This window comes from Salimicrobium salexigens, from assembly GCF_900156705.1.
GTDB lineage: Bacteria > Bacillota > Bacilli > Bacillales > Halobacillaceae > Salimicrobium > Salimicrobium album.
On record NZ_FTOK01000002.1, the window covers coordinates 291,536 to 315,710 of the forward strand.

Here is a 24,175-nt window from a genome sequence, read left to right on the forward strand (position 1 = left end):
ATGTAATGTTATAATTAATTGAATAAATTTCACAGGTTTTAGGGAATCCGGTGTGAATCCGGAGCTGTCCTCGCAACTGTAAATGTAACGAAACGATAAGATCCACTGTGATGAAAGTTCGTCACGGGAAGGTATCGGAGTAGGATGACATAAGCCAGTAAACCTGTCTGTGAAGGATTCATTGCTTCGAGGATTGAGCGTTTGAGATGACCTGGACTATCAATGTATGTCGATATCTCAAGCCCGTCCTTTATGGACGGGCTTTTTTATGGCAGGTTGTTCCAATGCTTTTTCTTCTAAAACTTGAAGAAAGGGTGAAGTCGCATGGAAAAATTGAGGAATTATGCAGGAGTAGTAGCTTTGACACTCGTATTGCTTACAGGATGTCAGGCGGAAAGTGAAACATCGGAAAGTCAAGAGGAGGGCAGCCAGTCTTCCCAGGAAATTGAAGCTACCGTGGAGCTGACAAAAAACCAGGGTGAAGAACAGGTGAAAGAAAAAGATATAACAGTTGAAGAAGGTACGGTACTGATGGATGCTATGGAAGAAAATTTTGAGGTGGAAGAAAAAGACGGATTCATTAATGGCATTGAAGGCATATCCGCTGAAGAAGGAGAGAAAAAGGCCTGGGTCTATGACGTGAACGGCGAAGAAGCAAAAGTCGGCGCTGCTGAGTATGAAATCGAGGACGGGGACGAAATACATTTTGATTTCCAGTCCTGGGAATGATCATAAATGCAGTGGAATACTTATAAATTAACTTTGATAACCATGCTTGCAGCAGTGGCCGTGGTGGGAAGGATAGCTTTTGCCGCTATTCCGAATGCCCAGCCGGTAACAGCTATAATTATTCTGACCGGCTTCTGGCTTGGACCGCTGGCGGCAGTGATCACTGCTTTTCTGACTACTTTTTTGACGAATATGGTGCTTGGTATGGGGATATGGACAGTGTGGCAGGTGACAGCCTGGGGACTTATAGGTATAGGAGCCGGGCTGCTCGGTAAATTCTTACCGAGACTCCCTGTATTAGGATTAAGTATTTACGGCTTATTGTCAGGGCTGTTTTTTGGACTGGTGATGGCATTTACAATGCGCGCGATCTCCCAGACGTTCTGGGGTTACTATCTTGCCGGAATTCCTTTTGACCTGATGCATGCTGCCTCGAATTTCGTGTTTATTCTGGTTTTCTATTCCGTATTCGAAAAGTTATTTGTCAAATATGATCGGCGTGCGCAGCTCGCCTGCTGAAAATAATACATGGTATAATAAAAGAAGGTGCCGGGAGCACCTTCTTTTGTTTATCAGTCTTCCTCTGGTATACTTCCATTAAAATTGGAGTTTGCAAGTTTGATGGACCCGGTCGGGCATCCCTCGTAAGCATCTTCGGCATCAAGTTCCAATTCCTCCGCAATAGGTGTGTTTCCCTGATTATCGTCCGGCAGGAAATAGGCAAGCCCTTCATCGTCATAATTGTAGAGTTCCGGGGCGGCCATTCCGCACGCACCGCAGGCGATACATGTATCTTTATCCACGATTGAATAAAGCTTCATAAGTAATACCTTCTTTCTATAGTATCTCTCCTTCAAGTCTACGTTCTATCCGTATCGAATTCAACTATATCATTCGAAAGGAATTCCTTATGTTTACATATATACTGTTAGATTGTCTTAGTAAAATGAATGCTGAACGCACCGTTTCGGGCGTCTACCATCTGTTGCGGGGGAAGAAATCTTCCCAGACATTTCAGGACGCAAAAGTATATCGTATAGAAGGATACTATGGAATCTATCCCGGTCTGCAAAGAGAGACTCTGGATCATGTACTCCACGAGTTGTGCAAAGAAGGTAAAACAGTCTGGCACGACCATGGAAGGATGAGTGTCACTGCTTACGGTCAAGGATCAATGGAAGAAACGCACATGCCTCTGTACTTTTCCGGACTGGAGTATTCCGAAGCGGTGGAAGAGTTCAAGAACAGGCTGATGCTATGGATTCAAATCATCAGCAATGCTGTGTACAGACACGCCGGTTACTTGCCGATTGTAGATAAAGGCCCGGTACAGACCTGGGCAAGAAAATTTTACAGTGAGCGAAAAGCGGTACTGGACGAGGAAGCGCCGATTCTATACAAAGAATTGCGTGCGCTGCTCACCCCATTTTCCGATACGGAGAAAGAGATGTTCGTAAGACGACTTACAGGTGGGGACAGGAGCGGCTGGACATATAGCCAGTTAGCGGAAGAAAGTGGCGAACCTGCATGGGACATTCCTCTTTACTTAACGAATATGTATTATTACATGTTTTCGGAGGTTTCTTCGGATTCTTCCAGCTACCTGTATAAATTGACAGAAGATCTCGTGAAAAAAGAGGCGTTCACTTCCTCCTCGGGAAAGTCCATTGCGTTGTATAACAAATTCGGATCGATAGAAAAAGTTGCGAAGATAAGACAATTGCAACCGAGTACAATCGAGGACCACCTCGTTGAAGCGGTGCTTGTTGATCCGGCCCGTAACATCGACGCTTTTATAAGCCGGGAAGGGGCCCGGGATATTTCGGCCGCAGTCCGAAAGACGAGTACCAAACGTCTGAAGGTAATCCGGGAACAACTGAACGGAGACTATTCATATTTTCAGATAAGAATAGTACTCGCTAAGCTCCAGAAAGGACAGGGATAATGGAACCGATCAATGTTAAAAAAGTGCTGGAAGACCAATTTAAATTCAGTGAGTTTCGACCGGGACAGGAAAATGTTATCGAGAATGCACTGCGTGGTGTGGACACCCTGGCCATTTTACCTACCGGCAGTGGAAAGTCTTTGTGCTATCAGCTACCGTCCCTTATCCTTCCGGGACTGACGATCGTCGTTTCCCCGCTGATATCGCTCATGATCGATCAGGTTAAACAGGTGAAAGCGAAAGGGATGAAACGGGTGGCTGCCCTGCACAGTTTCCTTTCCCCCCAACAGAAGAGAAAGATAAGCGGTAATTTACGGAAACTGGATCTTATTTACATTTCTCCGGAGATGCTTCAGATGCCGAAAATGAAATCACTTCTGAAGCGGGAGACCATTTCCCTGTTCGTGGTGGATGAAGCTCACTGCATCTCTCAATGGGGACATGAATTCCGGACGGATTACTTGAAACTTCATCAGGTGATCAGTGATCTGGGGGAACCTCCCGTGCTGGCTTTGAGCGCAACGGCGACGCCTGAAGTGCAGGAGGACATTCTGTTTCAGCTTGGCCGGACGGGGGCTTGTAAACTTATATACCCGATGGATAAGCCGAATATCCAGCTGGGTGTAGCGGAAATTGAAAATGAACAGGAAAAAAGGAGATTTCTCATCGATTTTTTGAGTCGTCAAAAAGCGCCCGCGATGATTTATTTTTCAAGCAGGCAGATGGCCGAAAAAGTTTCGCTGGAATTGAAAGCTAACAGTCTCGGGCGTATCGCCTATTATCATGGCGGGATGGACCCCGTGGACAGGCAGCTCGTCCAGCAGCAGTTCATGAATAACGAACTGGACATCGTCTGCTGCACGAGCGCTTTCGGAATGGGAATTGATAAACCTGACATACGCATCGTTATCCATTATCATTTACCTCCAAGGATAGAATCGTTTATCCAGGAAATCGGAAGGGCAGGGAGAGACGGAGGAGAATGTACGAGTTTGCTGCTGTATGCGCCGGGAGATGAGAGACTGCCTCAAATGTTCATACAGTCCGAGCTTCCTTCCCATGAACAGATAGATGCTTTTCTCCGGTTCTGCTACGCGAATGAAAAGACTCCTTCCTATGAGGATTGTATGCATCTTGAATTATCGGAGTCCCAGTACAATTTTCTTATTGCAAATGCCGGCGACAAAGACTTTTCTCTGCAGGCGACTGCAAGGGAAACTGCTGATAAGCTGAAAGAACGGCAGCTTCTCAGGACCGAACAGAAACAGAATCACCTCATTCATATGATGGAGGTAATAAACACGCCCGGCTGCCGAAGAAAAGACCTGTACAGGCATTTTCAGGAAGGCTTCCAGACTCCGCACCAAAAATGCTGCGACCACTGTCACCCGGAAATCTTTCAGGTGACCTACGAAAGCGTAAAAGAACGGCAGGGTCTTCCTCTCTGGGAAGAACGCCTCTACAACATATTCCATGCCAGGAGTTCATATGGACAATAATAAGATAATCAGACAGATGTCTTCAAAAGAATTGATGAAACATGTCCTCTTCACTCAAGGATTGCTGATGGTCATCGCTTTAGCGGTCAGTTCTGTTTTTCTGGATTTCCGGGAACACTGGACTGCTCAGTGGGGATTCAACATTAAGGACTGGGTAGTGTATGCGATTGTACCTGCGATTTTGATAGTAGGGTTCGATGGGATAACGATGAAGACCGTACCGGAGCAACACTATGATGACGGCGGGATCAACAGGAAATTATTCGAAGGACTTCCGGTACCGGCGATACTCCTCCTGACTGCAGTTATTGCGTTCAGTGAAGAAATGCTGTTTCGGGGAGTACTCCAGCCGCTGACCGGTTTCGTACCGGCGAGTCTCCTTTTTGCGTTTGTCCATTTCCGTTATTTGAGCAAGCCGCTGCTTTTTACGGGTGTGCTAACAATCAGTTTCCTGTTCGGTTTTATTTATGAACAGACTCAAACGTTGACGTATGTCGTTTCAGCTCACTTTATCGTGGATTTTACTCTGGTACTCCTATTGAAGAGTAAAAGCGGCTAATGATTCAGTTTCTCCTGTACCGGGTCCGTTCGTCGGTTATCTGCTACATACATGTACTCCGGCAAAAAAGCGGCAAGTGGATTCAATTTTTCTTTTTTCTGTTTTCTGATATGATGAACTAGTATTCAAGATGAGAAGAGTCATTGGAAGTAGAGGTGAGTTAATTGAACAAAATCTGGACCGTCTTCCTGTTGGTAATAGCAATTATCCGGTACATGGGTAGAAAAGCAGTGAGACCGGTAAGGAAAGTGCACATGTTGACTGTCAGCGATATGGAAGGAATGCTGCGGCTGTTGTTTATTTCGGATGTACACAACAATCGCATTGCCGAGCGTATAGCTGAGGAAAACGTCGATTTAATTGTGATTGGCGGGGATTTTGTTGACAGACGCGTCTCTGACAAATCTATGGAATATAATCTCAACTTACTGACGAAAATCGGAAAACCAATCTATTTTATTCCTGGCAATAACGATAGAGAAAAAGAAACTACTTTCGAACTGCTTCAGAAGTTTAACGTGCGGGTGCTCTCCAACGAAACGCTCGAAGAAAACGACTACAGCATTACAGGTATCGATCCTTATTCCGTGGAGGAGGTTGAAAAACCTGTGAAATCGGATGTCCGTCCTTCTATACTTGTCATGCATGACCCTTTTCAAATGCAACAGATAGCTTCCTTCGCCGAAGATTTCGATTTAATACTTTCGGGTCATACTCATGGCGGACAGATCAGATTCATGGGGTACGGCCCCTATGAACAGGGTGGCTGGAAGCTTTTTGAGAATACCAGGGTCTTTGTAAGCGAAGGATACGGAACTTCTTTATTACCTCTGCGGCTGGAAACCAATTCCGAATACCACTTATTTGAACTGCAGAAACTGGATTAGATGGTGGTACGATTTATTATATAAAGGGGGAGGGGGAAAATTATGCGGATTGAGCGTTTATCAACTCATAAATTCAAAATGTTCCTGACGACAGATGATCTTACGGAAAGAGGTCTTGAGACGAAAGAAATCTGGAAAGACCTTCCGAAGGTCCATCAGATTTTCAGCGATATGATACTCGATGCCCAGGAAGAACTGGAAGAGGAATTGATCGGAGTGTTGACGGTTCAGATATATATGCTCCAGGCTCAGGGCTTACTGGTAATCGTTACAAAATCGGAAGATGCAGCAGGAGACGATGATTTTCTTGAAATGAAGGTCACACTGGATGAGTATAAGGAACTTTTATATCACTTTGAAGATGTGGAAGATGTTATACAGGCTACTGAACCGTTGCGGCGTATGGGATTAACGGGAGGCACCCTGTTTAAGGAAAGGGATGGCTATTATCTGCTGCTGGAAGAACATGAAGTGGAGAACGTGAACAAGGAAGATCTCGTAGCGGTACTTTCGGAATTCGGAAGCGCCACTGCGATGACGTCTGTATGGCTGGAAGAATATGGAGTGAAGATTACGGACGGTACCGCTGTAAATAAATTTTCTGCATTCTTCTGAGTGCAGAACTTTTTCCGAATTTTGAAAACGCTTACTCTGGATGGGAGTTCTTATACAAGGAAAGAAAAGGTTCCTTTTCAATCCCGGGGAATGAGTGTATACTATTCACTGATGACGTGATGATTTTCATATAGGGGGTTTAGTGATGGCAGCCGATAAACCGGAAGATAAAAATATGAATGTGTTGACTTCCACGAGAACTATAATTCAGAATGCCCTTGATAAACTCGGGTATCCGGAAGAAGTGTATGAATTACTGAAAGAACCTGTTCGTATGATGACAGTCCGCATACCTGTCCGGATGGATGACGGTTCAATTAAGATATTCACAGGGTACCGATCGCAACACAACGATGCCATCGGTCCTACGAAGGGCGGAGTGCGCTTTCATCCGGATGTCAATGAAACGGAGGTCAAAGCCCTCTCTATCTGGATGAGTCTTAAAGCAGGTATCGTTGATCTTCCTTATGGGGGAGGTAAAGGCGGTATTATTTGTGATCCGAGAGAAATGTCCTTCCGCGAACTTGAAGGGGTAAGTCGTGGATATGTCCGTGCCATAAGTCAAATCGTAGGTCCGACGAAAGATATACCGGCTCCTGACGTATTCACAAACTCCCAGATTATGGCCTGGATGATGGATGAGTACAGCCGGATTGATGAATTCAACAATCCCGGTTTCATTACGGGCAAGCCGATTGTACTGGGGGGTTCACACGGCAGGGAGACAGCTACGGCCAAAGGTGTAACGATATGCATCGACGAAGCTGCGAAGAAAAAAGGGATAGATATCGAAGGAGCACGCGTCGTAGTTCAGGGTTTCGGGAACGCCGGCAGTTTTCTGGCCAAATTCATGTACGACAAAGGTGCGAAAATTGTAGGTATTTCTGATGCCCTCGGTGGTCTTTATGATCCGGAAGGACTTGATATCGATTATCTTCTTGACCGCAGGGACAGTTTTGGTACGGTAACGAACCTGTTCGATGACACTATCACTAATAAAGAGCTTCTTGAGCTCGACTGTGATGTGCTGGTGCCTGCAGCTGTGCAAAACCAGATCACCGAAGAAAATGCACATAACGTTAAGGCGAGCATAGTGGTAGAAGCAGCTAACGGACCGACTACTCTCGGTGGTACGAAAATCCTCTCGGACAGAGGGATTCTGCTGGTCCCTGACGTGCTGGCTTCAGCAGGTGGTGTGACTGTATCGTATTTTGAATGGGTACAGAACAATCAGGGATATTACTGGACAGAAGAGGAAGTGGAAGAGAAATTACACAAAGTCATAATTAAAGGTTTTGACAACATCTACAATACGGCAGAAACCAGAAGAGTGGACATGCGCCTTGCTGCCTACATGGTCGGGGTACGCAAGATGGCAGAAGCCGCCCGGTTCCGTGGATGGGTTTAAGTTGATATTGGAACGGAAATCTCCTATCATTATTTTGATAGGAGATTTTTTAGGTGATTTTATAATCCGGAGCTTGTTCATTTATGCAGACAGGTACCGGGTGCAACCAGCTAAGTTATAACAGACAGGGAGTGACGATTTTGCAACGGGAACGAGTGATAATTATCGGAGGAGGCCCTTGCGGCATGAGCACTGCAATAGAGATGCAGAAAAAAGGGATCGAACCTCTCATTTTAGAAAAAGGGAACATAGTGCATTCCATTTACCATTACCCGACTCACCAGACGTTTTTCAGTTCGAGTGAAAAACTGGAAATCGGGGATGTACCCTTCATATCCGAAAGACAGAAACCTGTCAGAAACGAAGCGCTGACTTATTATCGGGGCGTGTCGAAGAGAAAAAAACTCAGAATAAACACGTTTGAGAAAGTGGTACACGTAGAGAAGACGGAAGATGGTTTCGTTCTGGAGACTCACAGAGAGATGACGGATCAAAAGAGAAAATATCAGGCTGATTACCTTGTGGTGGCTACCGGGTATTATGACCAGCCTAATTATATGAAAGTGCCGGGTGAGGATAAAGATAAAGTCAGTCATTATTTTAAAGAAGCCCACCCATTTTTCGATAAAGAAGTGGCTGTTATCGGGGGAAAGAACTCGGCAGCGGATGCAGCTTTGGAACTTGTCAAGGCAGGAGCCAGAGTAACAGTGCTTTATCGGGGAGGTGACTATTCCCCAAGTATTAAACCATGGATCCTTCCGCAGTTCTCTGCCCTTGTGGATAAGGGGATTGTGAATATGGAATTTGGTGCGGAGATTGTAGAAATAACAGATGACGAAATCGTTTATGAGGTGAACGGGGAAAGGAAGTCCAGGGCCAACGACTTTACTTTCGCCATGACCGGTTATAAGCCTGATCACCCGTTTATCAAAAGTATAGGTGTTGAAATCAATGAAGAGACGGGTCGGCCGGTATTTAACGAAGAGACTATGGAAACGAACGTATCCGGCGTGTACGTAGCCGGGGTCATCGCTGCAGGTTATAACAATAACGAGATCTTTATCGAGAATGGAAGATGGCACGGAGGAAAGATCGCTGCAGATATATGTACGGAAAAAGAACCTCTCACCTGATCCGTAAAGAAACCGGAACAGGTCGGATAACAGCACGATGCGGAGACTTCTGCTTTTATCCCGCCATAAACAGCACCCCTCGGAAAGCGGAGAGGTAGTGCACCCCGGAAGTTAGAGTAAAAAATCTAACTTTTAGGGGTCACTACCAAATCCCGGTTACCGAGGGGGTTTTTTAATGTTTCTCCAAGGTTTTCTTCAAAGAGTATCATGCCGGGATTTACTGGAACATGGAAATGATTTCTGCCCGGTTATTCGTCATTTCAAGGGCCAGCATTAATTTTATTCTTGCTTTAGGTCCATTCAATCCATTTGCGAAAATCAAACCGATATCTTCAAGGTGTTTCCCGCCGCCTTCGTAAGCGTAAGTGGGCTGAACGAATCCCTGGTAACAACGGGATACAACCAGTACGGGCACCCCTGCTTCCACTGCTGCCGTCAGTGAACCGATCATGGAAGGAGGGACATTCCCCTGCCCTAAAGCTTCAATTACGAGACCGTCCACGTTAGAGTCCAGCAGGGAATCGATAATGGAGCCGTCCATCCCGGCGTATACTTTCAGCAGAACGACGTCTTTAGACAGCTGTTGTACAGGATAAGCTTCTCTGTAAGTGATTTTATGGTGAAAGAAAACTTCCTGTTTAGTTGTAATACCTATCGGGCCGTACTGGGGGCTCTGAAACGTAGCAACGTTACTTGTGGAAGTTTTGGTTACACTTTTAGCAGTATGTATCTCGTCGTTCATAACGACGAGCGTTCCTTTTTCGTATGCTTCATCGCTGCTTGCTACCCGGACGGCAGTGATCAGGTTGTACAGTCCGTCCGCACCTATCTCATTGGCGCTTCGCATAGCTCCCGTAACAATGACGGGCTTTCTCGTCTGCAGAAACAAGTCAAGGAAATATGCAGTTTCTTCAAGCGTATCCGTCCCGTGGGTAACGACTATTCCATCGAACTTTTTCTCGATGAACCGTTCATGAATCAGCTGTCCAAGCTGAAGCATGTGGCGGGGCCTCATGTGAGGGGAAGGAACGTGAAACGCAGCTTCATCGGTGATGTTGGCGATGTGTTTCAAGTGTTTCGTCGCTTCGGATAACGGGTGTTCCGAAGTAGTATTCACTTCACCGGTACTGGTGTTTTCCTCCATCGAAATGGTACCGCCTGTATGGATAATCAGTATGTTTTTCATCTGTGTACCTCCATCTCCCATAGTCTCTACCTTTTCCTGTTATCTCATGATAATATGAAATGGAAGGAATGGAAAGCGGGGCATTGAATTTGGCATTACTGATTACTGCAGTCGCGCCGATAATAGCGCTTATGACATATATATATTTAAATAAAAAAATGGAACTGGAGCCGCTCTCTCTTATTATCCGCGTGTTTATCGTCGGGTGTCTGTTAGTTTTCCCTATCATGTTTATTCAGTACGGAATCGAACAGGAACAGCATTTGACGGGAACGGTATGGAAACCTTTCCTGTCGGCAGGATTTCTTGAAGAATTTTTTAAATGGTTCTTTTTTTTATTTATAGTTTTCAAACACGAAAATTTCGATCACCACTATGATGGAATCATTTACGGCGTATCTTTGAGTCTCGGGTTCGCCACTGTGGAAAACATAATTTATATCTTTTCAAACGGTATAGAAATAGCATTTCTGCGTGCGGTCTTCCCGGTGTCCTCCCACGCCCTGTTCGGTTTGATCATGGGCTATTACATGGGAAAAGCGAAATTCCGTACCGACAGAAAAAAATGGTGTATAGCTTTCGCTCTCGTTATCCCGGCTCTTCTCCACGGGTCCTACGGCTACATGGTGAGTTTACCCGCATGGCTGTACAGCCTTCTCCCCTTCATGGTGATCCTGTGGGTAGTGGGCTTTCAGCTGATCAGGCTTGCAAATACTCATCATCTCCAGGGAAAGTAGCCTTTTTGTACTAGAAAAATAATTTTTTATCATTTTTAACTTCTATTCATGCTACTTATTTGCGATAATATTAGTACTAAGGGCTCAGAAAGGGTGGAGATAAATGATTGAAGTTGGGACAGAACTGGTTTTGACTGCAGAAGAAAATGAGGAGTTTTACTGTAAAGTGCAGGAAGTGGAGAAAGAAAAGCTCTATGTCGACTACCCTGTCCACAGCGAAACGAGAAAAATCTCTTTTTTTCTGGAGGGGACCGAATTTAAAGGCAGCTATGTAGGTAAGGACGCTGCAGTCTATCAGTTCGAGACACAGGTGGTTTCCAGAAAGAAGCTGACTATTCCTGTTCTGGAGATTACCTTCCCGGGACAGGAGTTCCTCAAAAGGATTCAGCGGCGAAGATACGTAAGGACGAAAACTTCCGTAGACGTTGCCATCAATACGAAAGACCGTAACTACCATACGGTAACCGCTGATCTTAGTGGAGGAGGTGCAGCTTTCGTACAGCCTGTCGACGCTCAATTCAACAAAGGGCAGCACATATATGTCACGATGGTTTTACCGATGAATTCGGGCGGGTACAATTATGTAGAGACGGAAGCTGTCATTATACGTCAGGCGGAACCGAGAGGGTCGACTCCGGGAATTATTTCAGTCAAGTTTGAAGGACTTGCCGAAAAAGACAGACAGACAATTATAAAATATGGGTTTGAACAGCAAAGATACATGAAAAACATGGAGTACAAGTGAATAGATGATAGTTCTGTGTTATTCTGACACAGTACTATATAAGCGAACGGAGGAAGGATTTATGTGTGACACAGTTTCAATAGCTATCGATGGCCCGGCAGCCGCCGGAAAAAGTACAGTGGCCAGGAAAGTGGCTCACGCTCTTACCTACATATACGTCGATACCGGCGCCATGTACAGAGCGCTGACGCTTAAAACGATAAAGGAGGGGGCGGACCTTTCATCCGAGGAAGAAGTGCTGGAAGTGCTGATGAAATGCGACATTCAATTTGAGCAGACGGATGAAGGTCAGCTTGTATTTATAAACGGAGAAGAAATTACGAAAGAAATACGTACGGATGAGGTTACAAGACACGTCTCGGCCGTTTCCAGTTATCCGGAAGTGAGGATCGAAATGGTCAACAGACAGCAGAAGATGATTGCCGGCCAGAATGTAGTGATGGACGGAAGGGATATAGGGACGAAGGTTATCCCTGAGGCGGACCTGAAGATTTTTATGGTTGCCTCGGTGGAAGAAAGAGCAAGACGAAGGCATGAAGAAAACACCCGTTCCGGATACGAGAGCGATCTTGAGGTGCTGATGGAGGAGATCAAGCGGAGAGACGATATCGATTCCACCAGGACTGCTTCTCCCCTCGTTAAAGCGAAAGACGCTGTGGAAGTGGATACTACATCATTATCCATTGATAATGTGGTCGAGCAAATATTGGACCTTGTCAACGAGAGGGTGAACTCCCGATGAAACTTTACAAACTGGCCAGAAGCCTGGTCTCCGTCATTCTTTACCCTTTATACAGGATTAAAGTCGTGGGAAAAGGGAACATTCCGAATGAGGGTCCTGTAATTATATGTTCCAATCACATTTCCAATTTCGATCCTCCGGTAGTGGGAATCACTTCTCCCCGTACTATCCATTTCATGGCCAAGGAGGAATTGTTCGAAAAGAAGGTGCTCGGTTCTCTATTGAATAATATTCACGCTTTCCCTATAAAAAGAGGAATGAGAGACAGAAACGCTCTGCGGAACGGTCTTAATATTTTAAGCCAGGGAGAGGTTCTCGGTCTGTTTCCGGAAGGATCAAGACAGCGGACAGGGGAAATCGGGGAGGGTCTGACCGGTCTCGGATTCTTTGCGCTGCGTTCGGAAGCGGTAGTGGTCCCCTGCGCCATCATAGGTCCTTACAAACCGGGAAGAAGACTGAAAGTAGCCTACGGGGAGCCGATTGATCTGACGTCTTTCCGGGAAAACAAGTCAAGTGCAAAAGAAGTGACGGATTATATCATGGAAAGAATCAGACAATTGTATAAATTTCATCAACAATAAGCGTCTATCGCTTGACAAAAGCGTGCAAATATTAGAAGTTAGACAAAAGGATATTTTTAATAATGACAAAGTTGTGTCGGAATTTGAAGGAGGTAGTCTCAGTATGGATGAAATGAATCAAGAAATTTCTGGAATGAAAGAATTTAACGAAGGTGATCTTGTAACGGGGAAAGTCGTCAAAGTAGAGGACAAACAGGTCCTCGTAGACGTAGGATATAAAGTTGAAGGGATCGTTCCTATAAGTGAACTGTCCAGCCTGCACATTGAAACAGCTTCAGATGCCGTAAAAGAAGGCGACGACATCACACTGAAAGTCAAAAAAGTGGAAGATGACGAAATCGTCCTTTCCAAGCGTGCAGTAGATGCAGATAAAGCCTGGGAGGATCTGGAGACCAAATATGAAAACGAAGAGATCTTCAACGCGGAAGTCCAGGACGTAGTAAAAGGCGGCCTTGTCGTTGATATCGGCCTGCGAGGGTTTATCCCTGCTTCACTCGTAGAAACGTACTACGTGGAAGATTTCGAAGACTATAAAGGTAAAGAACTCAGCCTGAAAGTAGTTGAGCTGGACCGTGAACAGAACAGGGTCATCCTTTCCCACCGTGCGGTAGTCGAGGGTGAAGAGAAAGAACAGAAACAGAATGTTCTACAGTCCCTTGAATCCGGACAGGTGGTTGAAGGTACAGTGCAGCGTCTTACCGATTTTGGAGCTTTCGTAAACCTGGGTGGCATCGACGGACTTGTGCACATCTCCCAGCTTTCCCACGAACACGTAAGCAAAGCTTCCGACGTGGTCGAAGAAGGACAGAAGATCAGTGTCAAAGTTCTTTCGGTAGATCGCGATAACGAAAGGATTTCCCTCTCGCTGAAAGAAACGCAGCCGGGACCTTGGGAAAATATCGGAGACAAAGTGAGCCAGGGTGATGTACTGGAAGGTACAGTACAGCGTCTCGTTAACTTTGGAGCTTTCGTGGAAGTTCTGCCGGGCGTAGAAGGACTTGTACACATTTCCCAAATTTCCACCCGTCATATCGCCAACCCTCAGGAAGTTCTGGAAGAAGGGGAGACGGTAAACGTTAAAGTTCTTGACGTGGACGAGAATCAGAAGCGCCTTTCATTGAGTATCAAAGAACTTGATGAAGACAACCAGAGAAAAGAAGTTGAATCCTATCAAAAAGAGGAAGATTCCGGTGGGTTCTCATTAAGCGACATGATTGGTGATCAACTGGATAAATATAAAAAATAATCAGCGGAAAAAAAGCAGGAAAGAGAAGCGTGCGTCTATTAACGCACTGTTTTTCCTGCCTTTTTCCTTTGTGTGCAGCCGGAGGTGGAAGGATGAGATCAGAGCGCAAGTTGGATCACATCCGCCATGCTCTTAACCATTCCGAAGGGCCGGTACATTATTTTGATGAAGTGGATATTGTACATCGGAGCCTGGCCAAACTGGATTGGGAGCAACTGGATATTTCTGTTCAACTGGGGGAACTTAATGTAAGTTCCCCTCTTTTTGTGAATGCGATGACAGGTGGCGGTGGTGAAAAGACGAAAGAAATAAACAGAAAGCTGGCTGAAATTGCCGGAGAAAAAAATATTGCCATGGCAGTCGGTTCTCAAATGGCCGCTATTAAAGACAAGGAAGAACGTAAAACATATGAAGTGGTCCGCGAAGTGAATCCAGATGGCATCATTTTTGCAAACGTAGGAAGCGAAGCTACGTGGGAAGAAGCGGAAGTCGCCATAGAGATGTTACGTGCAGATGCCCTCCAGATTCATCTGAATACTGTACAGGAAGTCGTCATGCCGGAAGGGGACAGGGATTTCTCATTCCGCATAGAAAATATTAGAAGAGTGATTTCGGAGTCTCCCGTCCCGGTCATAGTGAAAGAAGTAGGCTTCGGGATGTCCGGAGAAACGGTGAAAGAACTGCAGGAACTCGGATGCCGCTACGTCGATGTAGGGGGCAAGGGAGGTACCAATTTCTCTAAAGTGGAGAATGAACGAAGGGATAATAGTATGGACAGCTTTCATTCCTGGGGCATCCCGACACCTGTTTCCATATTACACAGTTTGGAGGCGGAACATATTATTGCTTCCGGAGGTATACGTTCCGGCGTGGACGGAGCGAAAGCTCTGGTACTCGGAGCAAAGGCGTTCGGTATGGCGGGTCCTCTTTTGAAAACATTAATGGAAGATGGTGAACCGGCACTGCGTGGGAAAATAGACCTGATCCACCACGAGCTGAAATCGGTGATGATGATTCTCGGATGCGAAACAGTCGAACAGCTGAAAGGAAAGCCTTACATCCTGCATGGGGAAACAAAAAATTGGATCAGTCAAAAAGGAGTCTGAATACAGGCTTTTTTTTGTGGGGAACATACATATAGAAGTGTCTGTAATATGATTAAAATGGTCCGGCTGCGCCATTCCATATTATTCGGTATATTTCTGCTGCGCCGTTATTAATACAGATTGTCATATTCCCGACCTTCTGCTAAAATGATAAGGTTAAGATGTAGTAAAGTAATTTATAGAGGAAGAAAGAAAGGATGTACCTTTCATGAGGAAATCAACAGTAGCTATAGTAGGAAGACCAAACGTAGGAAAATCTACCATATTTAACAGACTGGTCGGGGAACGGATCTCTATTGTAGAAGATACCCCCGGAGTTACAAGAGACAGAATATACGCTGACGCAGAGTGGCTGAACCATACTTTTCACGTCATAGATACGGGTGGTATAGAACTCGGGGACGAACCACTTCTGGTTCAGATGAGAGCACAGGCCGAAATCGCGATAGAAGAATCGGACGTAATCATATTCATGGTCAACGGCCGGGACGGGATTACTGCAGCGGATGAAGAAGTGAGTAAGCTTCTGTTCAAGTCGAATAAACCCGTGGTACTTGCCGTGAATAAAGTGGATAACCCTGAGATGAGGCAAACCATATACGAATTTTATTCTCTCGGTTTCGGTGATCCTTATCCGATTTCAGGTTCCCATGGTCTTGGCCTCGGGGATCTTCTGGACGAAACAATTACTCACTTCCCCGACTTGCCGGAAGAGGTGGAAGATGACGAAACTATACGTTTCAGTGTAATCGGACGTCCTAACGTGGGCAAATCTTCTCTGATTAACAGCCTTCTCGGTCAGGAAAGGGTCATAGTGAGCGACATCGCCGGAACTACGAGAGATGCAGTAGATACATCTTTTACGAGAGATGACCAGGATTTCGTTATCATCGATACCGCTGGCATGAGGAAACGCGGAAAAGTGTACGAATCCACGGAAAAATACAGTGTTATGCGAGCCCTTAAAGCAATTGAAAGATCGGATGTAGTTCTGGCTCTGATTGACGCGGATACGGGTATTCAGGAGCAGGACAAAAAAATAGCCGGGTACGCGCATGAGGCAGGTAAATCAGTAGTGATTGTCGTGAATAAGTGGGATACTATAGATAAGGACGAGACCTCGATCAAGGAATTCGAAGATGAGGTCCGTTCGGCTTTCAGATACCTTGATTATGCTCCGGTAGTTTTCTTATCCGCAAAAACTAAAAAGAGAATTCATACGCTGTTACCTGCCGTCGTGCAGGCCAGTGAGAATCACGCCAAGAGAGTGTCGACCAATCTGCTGAATGAAGTTATTGTGGACGCGCTTGCAATGAACCCTTCTCCATCGATCAAGGGACAGACGCTGAAGATTTTCTATTCCACCCAGGTAGCAGTGAAACCTCCGACATTCGTAGTCTTCGTAAATGACCCGAACCTGATGCATTTTACGTATGAACGTTTTCTGGAAAACAGAATTAGAGAAGCATTCGGATTTGTAGGGACACCGATACACATCATTGCTAGAAAGAGAACTTAAAAACTTACGGGAGGGATATAAATGGCCAACATTTCAGTGCTTGGTGCCGGGAGCTGGGGGACAGCTCTTGCCCTCGTTTTAGCTGACAATGATCATCAGGTCCGTTTGTGGGCCCACAGAGTCGAGCATGCGGAAGAAATGAGGAAGACGAGAGAGAATAAGAGATATCTGGAAAATGCTTCCCTGCCTGATAACATTCAGATATTCGATGATCTTACAGAAAGCGTGGAAGGTTCTGATTATATACTTCTGGCTGTACCGACTAAAGCAGTGAGAGAGGTTTGTCGTTCTCTCATAACGGCTCTTGACTCACCAGCAACCGTTATTCACGCTTCCAAAGGAATCGAACCGAAAACATACAAGCGTGTCTCGGAAGTCATTACAGAAGAAATCCCGGAAGAGAAACGCCGGGCTGTGATCGTGTTATCCGGCCCTTCGCATGCGGAGGAGGTAGCGTTAAGGCAGCCGACAACCGTTACTGTCTCTTCTGAAAACCTTGAAATCGCGGAAGAAGTGCAAAGTCTTTTTATCAACAGCCAATTTCGCGTATATACCTCTCCCGATTTGGTCGGAGTGGAACTCGGTGGTTCTTTGAAAAACATTATTGCGCTTGGTGCCGGTATTTCCGATGGTCTCGAGTATGGGGATAATGCGAAGGCGGCTCTTATAACAAGAGGACTTGCCGAAGTGGCGAGACTCGGGACTTCCATGGGAGCCAATCCTCTTACCTTCTCCGGACTTGCGGGAATCGGTGATTTGATTGTCACCTGTACGAGTTCTCACAGCAGAAACTGGAGAGCCGGTTTCAAGCTCGGTAAGGGAGAGAATCTTCAAACCGTTCTGGCTGACATGGGTATGGTAGTTGAAGGCGTGCGGACCACCGAAGCTGCCTTCCAGATGGCTGAAGAGCAGAATATCAATATGCCCATCACTTCGGGAATCTACTATATTCTTTTCAAGGATGCCAACCCGAGGGAAGTAGTGGAACAGCTCATGACCAGGGTCAGACGTCATGAAATGGAAGATCTTGTAGATGTGCTTGATCAGAAGATGAAGAAGTAAGAGACGTTCTTTCATTTAAATAACGGTCACCCTGAATAGAAAAACCGGATTCCCGCATTGCCAGGCGGACCGGTTTTTTACTTTGACCCTTTTAGAAGCTTATGCTAAGATTTTTCTGAAAAGCCAGGTAGGAGTTGGACAATATGTCACTATCATTGATAAAAATGTGGATTTCTTTTGCAGGTATAATACTGATGTTTTTGGCTGTAGGGCTGATTTTACTGAGCAGACATAAGTTGAAAGGCGTTTTCTCCGTAATAACAGCTGTTATAGCTTATTTGTGTATGATTGTAGGAGGAATTATCATTATGTACATAGTACTGAGCGGGCCTACCCCGTAAAGGAGAGAAACAGATGAACACAGTTAAATACCCGATCATGCTTCTGGTATTGGTATTGTTAAGTGGTTGTATGTTCCCTCAATCCGAGAAAGCAGCTAACAGTCTTCCGAACGATGCCCAGCTGGCCCAGGTACAGAATGCTGTCGATAAGTTCAAGCAGCAGCAGAGTGGACGCCTGCCGATTAAAACGAAACCGGAGGAAACTCCTGTCTTTCAGAAATACCAGATAGACTTCACCCGTCTGAAAGAGGCCGGTTTACTGATGGAGATACCCGGAACAGCTTTTGAGAACGGCGGCTATTATCAGTACATCATTATTAAACCGGAGACCGAAGCTAAAGTGAAAGTCGTAGATCTCAGAATAACCGAAAAGATTCGGGAAATAGAAACGAAACTTCATTTTTATGAAGAAAAAAACCAGTTCACCCCCTACAAAGAAAGGATTGCGCCGGGTGTCTACAGCCTGGATCACGAAAAGTTGAATCTGGATGGACCTCCGACTGTAAAAAGTCCATACTCCGGTGAACTGTTGCCGCTGTATGTGAACGGGAGCGGTGATGTATTAATCGATTACCGGAAGGATTTGAACAGCTTTCTTAAGGAATATGACCATTCCTATGACACAGGTGAGGATATAAGATACCTGTTAACGCAGCATTCAGCTGTAGCTCCGGTTTACAGCCCTCCTTACACAATCGAGAACGGGGAGCCGGTGTTTATGCAGCAGGCCCCCTGAACAGAAGAAAAGCTTGCGGAAAGCTGACTCAGCCTGTCCGCAGGCTTTTTTGATGACTGATGAACCGGATGCTTAAGTTTGAATCAGCGAAATACAAGCATAGTAATTTCAATAAATTGTATTTAAAAGTAAAAATATGTAAATTAACACGTGCAAATACGCCTTATTATTAAAAAAACCCTGTAATATCAACGTTTATCGTACGTTTAGCTATTGAAAAACGGAAAGAAGTCGTTTAGTATTGAGCATGTCACCCCGTATTTGCGGGGACTGATGAAGGAGTTAACCTTCTTTGAGAGGAGGTGAATATCATGAACAAAACAGATCTAATCAATGCAGTTTCTGAGCAGGCGGATCTTTCTAAGAAAGACGCTACAAAAGCAGTAGACTCTGTATTCGAATCTATCATGGATTCACTTAAAGATGGTGAAAAGGTTCAACTGATTGGATTCGGGAACTTTGAAGTACGCGAACGTTCCGCCCGTAAAGGACGTAACCCGCAAACTGGAGAGGAAATTGAAATTCCAGCAAGTAAAGTTCCTGCATTCAAACCAGGTAAAGCCCTTAAAGATGCTGTAAAATAAGCTACATAGGGCGTGAAGAAGGGTGCCATAAGAGCACCCTTTTTCTATTAAAAATATTTTTTTTGACATGGTAGTTTATATAAGCGATAGTTAAATAAAGAAAGGTGAGGAGGACAGATGATGAAAGATTCAAATGAGTTTTTTGTAATAAAGGCATTGGAAGACGGGGTCAACGTGATCGGACTCACGAGAGGCAGTGATACGAGATTCCATCATTCAGAGAAGCTGGATAAAGGAGAAGTCATGATCGCCCAGTTCACCGACCATACGTCAGCAGTTAAGGTGCGCGGAAAAGCCGTGATTCAGACGAGCCACGGAGAAATAACAAATGAAAGCGAAATGAGTTTATAACTTACCCTGCGGGGAATGGTACTGATGGCTGCATGTACAGAAAGAAAGGGATTTCTGATGGAAATGAATGACTTGAACAGTCGCATCACCTACTATAAAGAGCAAATTTCATCCTACGCTTATCATCCTTACCTTAGTAAGCACATTGGTGAACCTGCTATAGATGAAAGAAAAATGAAAACTTACATACACTTGTTTGATCATTTACCTGAGCGGAAAGATATGCACGATAACTATCTGTTATCTGTGATGTTCGTACAGATGGCTCTGGATACTCACGATTTCGTTACGGTGGATAACAGTAACAAAGAAGTGGATGAAGTACGCAAAAGGCAATTAACCGTACTTGCCGGTGATTTTTACAGCGGTTTATATTATCATCTGCTCTCACTTATAAATGACCTTGATTTCATTCAGGTTCTCGCCAAAACGATAAGGGAAGTAAACGAGCAGAAAGTCCGTTTATACTACGGAAAGCACGATTCTCTGACTTCGTATGTTCAGACATATAAAAACGTGGAAACTCTGCTTGCCTACAATGTATGGTGTCATTTCATGCCTCCCGGCGACTGTGGCGCTGTAGTGGAAAGTATGTACGTTAAAGGTCTCAACAATTGGGGTTTCGAAAAGAACCAGGCTTTTTCTAAACCTGAACAGTCGAAGAACTATGCGTATGAAATTGCTGACAACATAGAGAAGTATAAGAAAGAAGCCTACGCTTCATTTAAAAATCTGGGTCCTGGAAGCAGTGTTCCGGAAAAATTGTACAGGAAACTCGACGAAGATTTAGCACAAGAATTTAACTGAGGGATGAGATTCTAATGGAGGAAAGAAAAGAAGAACGGGTACACCGCGTATTTGAAAACATATCCACCCGTTACGATAAAATGAATTCAATTATATCTTTTCAGCAGCACAAGCTGTGGAGAAGGGATGTAATGAAACGGATGGACGTTGCAAAAGGCTCACATGCACTGGACGTCTGCTGCGGTACCGGGGACTGGACGATGGCGATGGGTAACGCGGTAGGAAACAGCGGTCATGTCATCGGCGTGGACTTCAGCTACAATATGTTAGCCGAAGCAGTGAAAAAGAAAATCGAGCAGCCGCACTTTATTAATATAGAATATCAGCACGGAAATGCGATGGCTCTTCCTTTTGAAGATAATACGTTTGATTATGTTACCGTAGGATTCGGCCTCCGTAATGTTCCTGATTATTTTCAGGCACTGTCCGAAATGTACCGGGTGCTGAAGCCCGGCGGGACGGTCGTCTGTCTGGAGACGAGCCAGCCGGAAAATCCGGTTTTCAAGAATGTGTATTATACTTATTTTGAGAAAGTGATGCCGCTTCTCGGAAAGTGGTTTGCGGAGAGTTTCAAAGAATATCAGTGGCTGAACGAATCTGCCAAAAGTTTTCCCGGAAAAATCGAGCTTAAGCGTCTTTTCGAAGATGCCGGCTTTTCCGACGTTGAGATGAAATCCTATTCAGCAGGTGTAGCGGCCATGCACATGGGAAGAAAGTAATTTATACACCAAGGATGAAAGTATATGAAATTAACTAAACTTTATTCATTTTTAAATAAAGACCTTGACGCAGTCGAAATGGAAGTGCTGCATTCGGTTTCTACCGAGGAAAAAGTGCTGCAAAAAGCTTCCAATCAGCTTCTTGAAGCAGGAGGGAAACGTATCCGTCCTGTTTTTGTACTGCTCGCAGGGAAATTCGGGAAGTACGATTTTGATAAAATGAAAAATTGTGCCAAGGCCCTTGAACTTATTCATACCGGCTCTCTCGTCCACGATGATGTGATCGACGATGCCAAGCTGCGACGCGGTGACCTTACTGTAAAAGAACAGTACGACAACCACGTGGCCATGTACACGGGTGATTATATGTTTGCGCTTGCGCTCGAAGCCATGGGCAGCATAGACAATATGAGAGCTCATCAGGTTCTGTCAAAAACGATGATGGAACTTTGTGTAGGGGAAATTGAGCAGATTAAAGATAAAGGGGAAGTGGATCAGAACCTCCGTACTTACTTGCGCAGAATCAAGAGGAAAACCGCTATTTTAATTGCGGAAAGCTGTCGTCTTGGAGCCATAGCAGGAGAAGCTTCCCTGAAAAAAGAGAGAGCTCTGTATAAGTACGGATATAATGTGGGTATGAGTTATCAGATTATAGATGACATTCTCGATTTCACTTCATCCGAGGAAGAACTGGGAAAACCGGCGGGGAGTGATCTGATGCAGGGGAATATAACGCTCCCTGTCCTTTACGCCATACAGGAAGATGAAGAATTCAGGGAAGACCTGAGGAAAGCTTTCTCTCATACTTCAACTCTTACAAAAGAGGAAGCGGAACCGTTCATCAGAAAAGTGAAAGAAGGGGATTACATCGACAGGTCGTTAGAGCTCAGTGAACGTTATCTGAAGGAAGCGTTCCAGTCCCTTCAGCAGCTGCCAACAGGGAGACCCAAGCAGGCATTAAAAGCCATCGCCAAATATATCGGTAAAAGGAATTCCTGAAATTGCTTATGTGGATCAAACTTGTTACAATGTAAAAGGCGTATAAGCGCTTACATATTTTACAGTGAGGTGGTTCACAATGGAAAGAACGTTCATTATGGTTAAACCCGACGGAGTACAGCGTAACCTTGTGGGAGAAATCGTTTCCCGATTTGAAAAGAAAGGTCTCAAGCTCGTATATGCGGAAATGACGCAGGTTACGGAACAACTTGCATCAGAGCATTACGCAGAACATAAAGATAAGCCGTTTTTTAAAGATCTCGTAGGTTTCATTACATCCAATCCTTCTTTTGCCATGGTTTGGGAAGGTGAAAATGCGATTGCGATCGGTCGTAAAATGATGGGTGCGACAAACCCGAAAGACTCGGAGCCCGGCACTATCAGAGGCGATTTCGGCCTGACAGTTGGAAAAAACGTGATTCACGGGTCCGACAGCCAGGAAAGTGCGGAAAGGGAGATCGCTCTATTCGCAGGCGGAAAGCCATTCGTCGACTACGAAAAAGACGAAGACAAATGGATTTACTGAAGACCTAAACCGCTTTCATACTGAAAGCGGTTTAGTTTTACTTTTGTGCTTCTACGCTTTACAGTAGAAAAATATTTATCTATTATAAGTGGAGAAGGTACTATTTCCGCAGCCGGGGATCACCGTTACTATTATTCAATCGAAGGATAATCTTTAATAGTATTACAATTTAGAATTTTAAATCACACAACCCGGAAAGTATGTGGTATAGTAGTACGTAAAATTCAAGAAAGGTCGGGGTGAATATGCGCTATTTGACTGCTGGAGAATCTCATGGAAAACAACTGACAACAATTATTGAAGGGATTCCTTCCCATCTTCCCATTACTCAGGAACAGATCAATGGTTCTTTGAGAAGAAGGCAGGGAGGTCACGGACGCGGAAAACGAATGCAGATCGAAAAAGATACAGCTGATATCACTTCCGGTGTCCGTCATGGGTACACGCTTGGTTCACCGATTTCTCTGGTCATACATAACGACGATTTCAAACATTGGACGGATATTATGGGAGAAGACCCTTTTCCTGAAGGTGAAAAGATTAGACGCACAGTAACGAGACCCAGGCCGGGACATGCCGATCTTAACGGCGGGATGAAGTATGGCCACAGAGACCTCAGAAACGTACTGGAAAGGTCTTCAGCCAGAGAAACCGCTGCCAGAGTTGCTGCAGGTGCCGTTGCTAAAGTACTCCTTGAAGAACTCGGAATCAAGGTAGCCGGCTACGTGAGGGAGATTGCAGGGATCGTCAGTCCTTTTGATGAGACTATGCCGATCGATGAGAGAATGAAGAAAGCTGAGGAATCCCCTGTCAACACCCTCGATGACGGTGCAACCGAAGAAATGAAAAAGGCGATCGACGATGCGAAAAAAGAAGGTGATTCGATCGGCGGTGTAGCTGAAGTTTACGTGGAAGGTGTACCTGCCGGTCTTGGCTCTTACGTCCAGTACGATAAGAAGCTGGACGCGAAAATAGGCTTCAGTGTAATGAGCATCAACGCTTTCAAAGGTGTCGAATTCGGAATCGGTTTTGAAGCTGCACGGAAAAACGGAAGTGAGGTTCACGATGAAATAGACTGGGAAGAGGACCGGGGCTATTTCAGAAAGACGAACAGACTCGGAGGATTCGAAGGCGGTATGACTACCGGAATGCCGATTGTCGTTAAAGGGGTGATGAAGCCGATCCCTACGCTCTACAAACCGCTTCAAAGTGTGGACATCGAGTCGAAAGAACCTTTCTCTGCAAGTATCGAACGTTCTGATTCCTGTGCGGTACCGGCTGCATCTGTAGTGATGGAGCACGTAGTGGCTTTCGAGGTGGCAAAAGCGATTACGGAAGAATTCCCTTCCGATTATTTCCCGCGTCTGAAAGAGGCTCTGGATAACTATCGTGAGGAAGTGAGGAATTTCTGAC

Annotated in this window: 28 protein-coding genes and 1 riboswitch; of the genes, 26 read left to right on the top strand and 2 right to left on the bottom strand. The window is 45.1% G+C overall.

The window, feature by feature from the left end; translation table 11 throughout:
• Positions 1–16 precede the first annotated feature (16 nt).
• Positions 17–185: riboswitch (cobalamin riboswitch) on the top strand.
• Between the two features lie 139 nt (positions 186–324).
• Together BW931_RS03705 and BW931_RS03710 are read left to right on the top strand one after the other, a co-directional pair.
• The gene (locus BW931_RS03705) at positions 325–729 is read left to right on the top strand and encodes a DUF4430 domain-containing protein (RefSeq protein WP_076570052.1); all 405 of its coding nucleotides are present in this window, start codon (positions 325–327) and stop codon (positions 727–729) included.
• Between the two features lie 6 nt (positions 730–735).
• Complete coding sequence (locus BW931_RS03710) at positions 736–1,248, top strand: ECF transporter S component (protein WP_076570055.1); 513 nt, start codon at positions 736–738, stop codon at positions 1,246–1,248.
• Between the two features lie 53 nt (positions 1,249–1,301).
• Here BW931_RS03710 and BW931_RS03715 read toward each other — a convergent pair whose 3' ends face one another.
• A complete protein-coding gene (locus BW931_RS03715) occupies positions 1,302–1,550 on the bottom strand; it encodes a ferredoxin (RefSeq protein ID WP_008587447.1) in 249 nt (82 codons plus the stop codon).
• 89 nt (positions 1,551–1,639) lie between these two features.
• Here BW931_RS03715 and BW931_RS03720 point away from each other — a divergent pair, with 89 nt between their 5' ends.
• The 7 genes from BW931_RS03720 (at position 1,640) to BW931_RS03750 (ending at position 8,775) form a co-directional block, all read left to right on the top strand.
• Positions 1,640–2,674, top strand: a complete 1,035-nt coding sequence (locus BW931_RS03720) for a YpbB family protein (RefSeq protein ID WP_076570058.1) — start codon at positions 1,640–1,642, stop codon at positions 2,672–2,674.
• Complete coding sequence (locus tag BW931_RS03725; RefSeq protein ID WP_076570061.1) at positions 2,674–4,173, top strand: RecQ family ATP-dependent DNA helicase; 1,500 nt, start codon at positions 2,674–2,676, stop codon at positions 4,171–4,173. The genes BW931_RS03720 and BW931_RS03725 overlap by 1 nt, the downstream gene beginning before the upstream one ends.
• Positions 4,163–4,732, top strand: a complete 570-nt coding sequence (locus BW931_RS03730; protein WP_076570063.1) for a CPBP family intramembrane glutamic endopeptidase — start codon at positions 4,163–4,165, stop codon at positions 4,730–4,732. Before BW931_RS03725 ends, BW931_RS03730 begins: the two co-directional genes overlap by 11 nt.
• Positions 4,733–4,896: 164 nt before the next feature.
• Complete coding sequence (locus BW931_RS03735; protein ID WP_084193846.1) at positions 4,897–5,619, top strand: metallophosphoesterase; 723 nt, start codon at positions 4,897–4,899, stop codon at positions 5,617–5,619.
• Between the two features lie 42 nt (positions 5,620–5,661).
• Positions 5,662–6,234 carry an adaptor protein MecA gene (locus BW931_RS03740; protein WP_076570069.1) on the top strand — a complete coding sequence of 191 codons (573 nt, stop codon included), beginning with the start codon at positions 5,662–5,664 and terminating at the stop codon, positions 6,232–6,234.
• 145 nt (positions 6,235–6,379) lie between these two features.
• Positions 6,380–7,642 (top strand): Glu/Leu/Phe/Val family dehydrogenase, encoded by a 1,263-nt coding sequence (locus tag BW931_RS03745; protein ID WP_076570071.1) that lies wholly within the window; start codon positions 6,380–6,382, stop codon positions 7,640–7,642.
• Between the two features lie 140 nt (positions 7,643–7,782).
• Complete coding sequence (locus tag BW931_RS03750; RefSeq protein WP_008587462.1) at positions 7,783–8,775, top strand: YpdA family putative bacillithiol disulfide reductase; 993 nt, start codon at positions 7,783–7,785, stop codon at positions 8,773–8,775.
• A 217-nt stretch (positions 8,776–8,992) separates the two neighbouring features.
• On the opposite strand, the gene BW931_RS03755 is transcribed toward BW931_RS03750, so the two are convergent.
• Positions 8,993–9,961: an asparaginase gene (locus tag BW931_RS03755; protein WP_076570209.1), complete on the bottom strand. Its 969-nt coding sequence runs from the start codon at positions 9,959–9,961 to the stop codon at positions 8,993–8,995.
• 89 nt (positions 9,962–10,050) lie between these two features.
• On the opposite strand from BW931_RS03755, the gene prsW reads away from it, so the two are divergent.
• The 17 genes from prsW to aroC all read left to right on the top strand — a co-directional run bounded on the left by prsW (position 10,051) and on the right by aroC (position 24,174).
• The gene (prsW, locus tag BW931_RS03760; RefSeq protein WP_234972569.1) at positions 10,051–10,698 is read left to right on the top strand and encodes a glutamic-type intramembrane protease PrsW; all 648 of its coding nucleotides are present in this window, start codon (positions 10,051–10,053) and stop codon (positions 10,696–10,698) included.
• Between the two features lie 103 nt (positions 10,699–10,801).
• Positions 10,802–11,443, top strand: coding sequence for a flagellar brake protein (locus BW931_RS03765; RefSeq protein WP_076570076.1), 642 nt, complete (start codon positions 10,802–10,804; stop codon positions 11,441–11,443).
• A gap of 61 nt (positions 11,444–11,504) precedes the next feature.
• Positions 11,505–12,185: a (d)CMP kinase gene (gene cmk / locus BW931_RS03770; RefSeq protein WP_076570078.1), complete on the top strand. Its 681-nt coding sequence runs from the start codon at positions 11,505–11,507 to the stop codon at positions 12,183–12,185.
• Positions 12,182–12,766: a lysophospholipid acyltransferase family protein gene (locus BW931_RS03775; RefSeq protein ID WP_008587473.1), complete on the top strand. Its 585-nt coding sequence runs from the start codon at positions 12,182–12,184 to the stop codon at positions 12,764–12,766. Before cmk ends, BW931_RS03775 begins: the two co-directional genes overlap by 4 nt.
• Positions 12,767–12,869: 103 nt before the next feature.
• Entirely contained in the window at positions 12,870–14,012 is a 1,143-nt protein-coding gene (rpsA, locus tag BW931_RS03780) for a 30S ribosomal protein S1 (protein ID WP_008587474.1), read from the top strand.
• Between the two features lie 92 nt (positions 14,013–14,104).
• Positions 14,105–15,118, top strand: coding sequence for a type 2 isopentenyl-diphosphate Delta-isomerase (gene fni / locus BW931_RS03785; protein WP_076570080.1), 1,014 nt, complete (start codon positions 14,105–14,107; stop codon positions 15,116–15,118).
• A 208-nt stretch (positions 15,119–15,326) separates the two neighbouring features.
• Positions 15,327–16,637, top strand: coding sequence for a ribosome biogenesis GTPase Der (gene der, locus BW931_RS03790; protein ID WP_076570083.1), 1,311 nt, complete (start codon positions 15,327–15,329; stop codon positions 16,635–16,637).
• Between the two features lie 21 nt (positions 16,638–16,658).
• Positions 16,659–17,699, top strand: a complete 1,041-nt coding sequence (locus tag BW931_RS03795) for an NAD(P)H-dependent glycerol-3-phosphate dehydrogenase (RefSeq protein WP_076570085.1) — start codon at positions 16,659–16,661, stop codon at positions 17,697–17,699.
• 143 nt (positions 17,700–17,842) lie between these two features.
• Positions 17,843–18,040, top strand: coding sequence for a DUF2768 domain-containing protein (locus BW931_RS03800; RefSeq protein ID WP_008587482.1), 198 nt, complete (start codon positions 17,843–17,845; stop codon positions 18,038–18,040).
• 13 nt (positions 18,041–18,053) lie between these two features.
• A complete protein-coding gene (locus BW931_RS03805) occupies positions 18,054–18,776 on the top strand; it encodes a hypothetical protein (RefSeq protein ID WP_008587484.1) in 723 nt (240 codons plus the stop codon).
• A 311-nt stretch (positions 18,777–19,087) separates the two neighbouring features.
• Positions 19,088–19,360: an HU family DNA-binding protein gene (locus tag BW931_RS03810; RefSeq protein WP_008587486.1), complete on the top strand. Its 273-nt coding sequence runs from the start codon at positions 19,088–19,090 to the stop codon at positions 19,358–19,360.
• A gap of 120 nt (positions 19,361–19,480) precedes the next feature.
• The gene (gene mtrB, locus BW931_RS03815; RefSeq protein ID WP_008587489.1) at positions 19,481–19,711 is read left to right on the top strand and encodes a trp RNA-binding attenuation protein MtrB; all 231 of its coding nucleotides are present in this window, start codon (positions 19,481–19,483) and stop codon (positions 19,709–19,711) included.
• A 24-nt stretch (positions 19,712–19,735) separates the two neighbouring features.
• Positions 19,736–20,518, top strand: coding sequence for a heptaprenyl diphosphate synthase component 1 (locus BW931_RS03820; protein WP_008587492.1), 783 nt, complete (start codon positions 19,736–19,738; stop codon positions 20,516–20,518).
• 14 nt (positions 20,519–20,532) lie between these two features.
• Entirely contained in the window at positions 20,533–21,237 is a 705-nt protein-coding gene (locus BW931_RS03825; protein ID WP_008587494.1) for a demethylmenaquinone methyltransferase, read from the top strand.
• A 24-nt stretch (positions 21,238–21,261) separates the two neighbouring features.
• Complete coding sequence (gene hepT, locus BW931_RS03830) at positions 21,262–22,236, top strand: heptaprenyl diphosphate synthase component II (protein WP_076570087.1); 975 nt, start codon at positions 21,262–21,264, stop codon at positions 22,234–22,236.
• A 79-nt stretch (positions 22,237–22,315) separates the two neighbouring features.
• Entirely contained in the window at positions 22,316–22,762 is a 447-nt protein-coding gene (ndk, locus tag BW931_RS03835) for a nucleoside-diphosphate kinase (RefSeq protein ID WP_008587499.1), read from the top strand.
• A gap of 245 nt (positions 22,763–23,007) precedes the next feature.
• Positions 23,008–24,174 carry a chorismate synthase gene (gene aroC / locus BW931_RS03840; protein ID WP_008587501.1) on the top strand — a complete coding sequence of 389 codons (1,167 nt, stop codon included), beginning with the start codon at positions 23,008–23,010 and terminating at the stop codon, positions 24,172–24,174.
• Position 24,175: the final 1 nt, after the last annotated feature.

What these genes read in the sequence shown, in the direction of transcription:
- BW931_RS03755 (WP_076570209.1), bottom strand. Translation starts at nt 9,961, where the DNA reads ATGAAAAACATACTGATTATCCATACAGGCGGTACCATTTCGATGGAG.
- aroC (WP_008587501.1), top strand. Translation starts at nt 23,008, where the DNA reads ATGCGCTATTTGACTGCTGGAGAATCTCATGGAAAACAACTGACAACA.
- BW931_RS03795 (WP_076570085.1), top strand. Translation starts at nt 16,659, where the DNA reads ATGGCCAACATTTCAGTGCTTGGTGCCGGGAGCTGGGGGACAGCTCTT.
- fni (WP_076570080.1), top strand. Translation starts at nt 14,105, where the DNA reads ATGAGATCAGAGCGCAAGTTGGATCACATCCGCCATGCTCTTAACCAT.
- BW931_RS03820 (WP_008587492.1), top strand. Translation starts at nt 19,736, where the DNA reads ATGGCTGCATGTACAGAAAGAAAGGGATTTCTGATGGAAATGAATGAC.
- BW931_RS03805 (WP_008587484.1), top strand. Translation starts at nt 18,054, where the DNA reads ATGAACACAGTTAAATACCCGATCATGCTTCTGGTATTGGTATTGTTA.
- BW931_RS03800 (WP_008587482.1), top strand. Translation starts at nt 17,843, where the DNA reads ATGTCACTATCATTGATAAAAATGTGGATTTCTTTTGCAGGTATAATA.
- BW931_RS03705 (WP_076570052.1), top strand. Translation starts at nt 325, where the DNA reads ATGGAAAAATTGAGGAATTATGCAGGAGTAGTAGCTTTGACACTCGTA.
- BW931_RS03720 (WP_076570058.1), top strand. Translation starts at nt 1,640, where the DNA reads ATGTTTACATATATACTGTTAGATTGTCTTAGTAAAATGAATGCTGAA.
- BW931_RS03725 (WP_076570061.1), top strand. Translation starts at nt 2,674, where the DNA reads ATGGAACCGATCAATGTTAAAAAAGTGCTGGAAGACCAATTTAAATTC.
- BW931_RS03825 (WP_008587494.1), top strand. Translation starts at nt 20,533, where the DNA reads ATGGAGGAAAGAAAAGAAGAACGGGTACACCGCGTATTTGAAAACATA.
- mtrB (WP_008587489.1), top strand. Translation starts at nt 19,481, where the DNA reads ATGAAAGATTCAAATGAGTTTTTTGTAATAAAGGCATTGGAAGACGGG.
- BW931_RS03810 (WP_008587486.1), top strand. Translation starts at nt 19,088, where the DNA reads ATGAACAAAACAGATCTAATCAATGCAGTTTCTGAGCAGGCGGATCTT.
- BW931_RS03710 (WP_076570055.1), top strand. Translation starts at nt 736, where the DNA reads ATGCAGTGGAATACTTATAAATTAACTTTGATAACCATGCTTGCAGCA.
- BW931_RS03730 (WP_076570063.1), top strand. Translation starts at nt 4,163, where the DNA reads ATGGACAATAATAAGATAATCAGACAGATGTCTTCAAAAGAATTGATG.
- BW931_RS03765 (WP_076570076.1), top strand. Translation starts at nt 10,802, where the DNA reads ATGATTGAAGTTGGGACAGAACTGGTTTTGACTGCAGAAGAAAATGAG.
- hepT (WP_076570087.1), top strand. Translation starts at nt 21,262, where the DNA reads ATGAAATTAACTAAACTTTATTCATTTTTAAATAAAGACCTTGACGCA.
- ndk (WP_008587499.1), top strand. Translation starts at nt 22,316, where the DNA reads ATGGAAAGAACGTTCATTATGGTTAAACCCGACGGAGTACAGCGTAAC.
- rpsA (WP_008587474.1), top strand. Translation starts at nt 12,870, where the DNA reads ATGGATGAAATGAATCAAGAAATTTCTGGAATGAAAGAATTTAACGAA.
- der (WP_076570083.1), top strand. Translation starts at nt 15,327, where the DNA reads ATGAGGAAATCAACAGTAGCTATAGTAGGAAGACCAAACGTAGGAAAA.
- BW931_RS03715 (WP_008587447.1), bottom strand. Translation starts at nt 1,550, where the DNA reads ATGAAGCTTTATTCAATCGTGGATAAAGATACATGTATCGCCTGCGGT.
- cmk (WP_076570078.1), top strand. Translation starts at nt 11,505, where the DNA reads ATGTGTGACACAGTTTCAATAGCTATCGATGGCCCGGCAGCCGCCGGA.
- BW931_RS03740 (WP_076570069.1), top strand. Translation starts at nt 5,662, where the DNA reads ATGCGGATTGAGCGTTTATCAACTCATAAATTCAAAATGTTCCTGACG.
- BW931_RS03775 (WP_008587473.1), top strand. Translation starts at nt 12,182, where the DNA reads ATGAAACTTTACAAACTGGCCAGAAGCCTGGTCTCCGTCATTCTTTAC.
- BW931_RS03745 (WP_076570071.1), top strand. Translation starts at nt 6,380, where the DNA reads ATGGCAGCCGATAAACCGGAAGATAAAAATATGAATGTGTTGACTTCC.